The organism is Saccharopolyspora antiqui, assembly GCF_052246905.1.
Taxonomy (GTDB): Bacteria; Actinomycetota; Actinomycetes; order Mycobacteriales; family Pseudonocardiaceae; genus Saccharopolyspora.
Map to the genome: position 1 here is coordinate 1 of NZ_JBQQBO010000058.1, position 1,490 is coordinate 1,490.

Here is a 1,490-nt window from a genome sequence, read left to right on the forward strand (position 1 = left end):
GGCACCTAATGAGTCGTGAGTCGGCCATCCGGCAGACTCGGGTCGGGTAGCCGCTGGCAGGTGAGCACTCTGGGCTCCTGGACGTTTGAGTCCTGATGAAAGAGCGTGCCCCTGCCGGTGGGCTGGGAGAGTTGATCGCTGATGGGATGTCGTGCCCGTCCGATGGTGGCGTGAGCACTGATTCATTAGGTCGCTGAGAGTTCTCCCGCGGGCTGCCGGTGGTGAGCGAGGATGGGAGAACGGGTGCTGTTCGTAGGAGACGACTGGGCCGAGTCGCACCACGACATCGAGTTGATGGACGCTGCGGGACGACGGCTTGCCAAGGCCAGGCTGCCTGAGGGCGTGGCGGGCATGGCCCGGCTGCACGCGATGATCGGCGAACAGCTCGGCGAGAACGCCGAGGATGTGGAGGTGGTGGTCGGCATCGAAACCGACCGGGGCCCGTGGGTTCAGGCGTTGATCGCCGCCGGGTACACGGTGTTCGCGGTCAACCCGTTGTCGGTGGCCCGTTATCGGGAACGCCATGGTGTTTCCGGTGCCAAAAGCGATGCTGCTGACGCGCACACGCTGGCCGACATGGTGCGCACCGACGCCCATCAGCTGCGCCCGGTAGCCGGTGACACTGATCAGGCCGAGGCCGTCAAGGTCGTCACGCGGGCCCACAAGACCCTGATCTGGGAACGCACCCGCCACACCCAACGGTTGCGCCACGCCCTGCGGGAGTACTTTCCCGCCGCGGTGGAGGCGTTCGAGGACCTCGACGCCCCCGACACCCTGGAATTGCTGGGCAAAGCACCGGACCCGGACAGCGCGCGCAGACTGTCGCTGAACCAGATCCGTGCGGCGCTGAAACGGGCCCGCCGCCGGGACGTCGACGCCACAGCGGCCCGGATTCAGGCCGTGCTGCGCGCGGAGCACCTGGGCCAGCCCCCGGTGGTCACCGCGGCCTACGCAGCCACGACCCGAGCCGCTGTGGCGGTCTTGATCACACTGCGCGAGCAGGTCAAGGAGTTGCAAGGGCAGGTGCAGGCGCATTTTGGCCGGCACCCGGACGCTGAGATCATCGGCTCCCAGCCCGGTCTGGGACCGATCCTGGGCGCCCGGGTGCTCGCCGAGTTCGGGGACGACCCCGACCGCTATGCCACCGCGAAGTGCCGCAAAAACTACGCCGCGACCAGCCCGATCACCCGTGCCTCCGGGAAGAAAAAGGCCGTGCTGGCCAGATTCGTACACAACGACCGGCTCATCGACGCACTGATGACCCAGGCGTTCGCCGCGCTCAACGCCTCGCCCGGCGCCCGCGCCTACTACGACCAACTCCGAGCACGCGGCGCCGGACACAACGCCGCCCTGCGCCAACTCGCCAACCGCCTCGTCGGCATCCTGCACGGCTGCCTCAAAACCCGCACCCCCTACAACGAGACCACCGCCTGGTCGCATCGCGTCGAGAAAGCCGCCGCTTGACATTCAAACTCCTGGGATGTCTTTCA

At 67.3% G+C, this 1,490-nt stretch carries 1 protein-coding gene; it reads left to right on the top strand.

Translation table 11 applies throughout. The annotated features are described in order from the left end of the window. The first annotated feature begins 243 nt into the window (after positions 1–243). Positions 244–1,464: an IS110 family RNA-guided transposase gene (locus ACTWQN_RS37990; RefSeq protein WP_443208523.1), complete on the top strand. Its 1,221-nt coding sequence runs from the start codon at positions 244–246 to the stop codon at positions 1,462–1,464. Positions 1,465–1,490 lie beyond the last annotated feature (26 nt).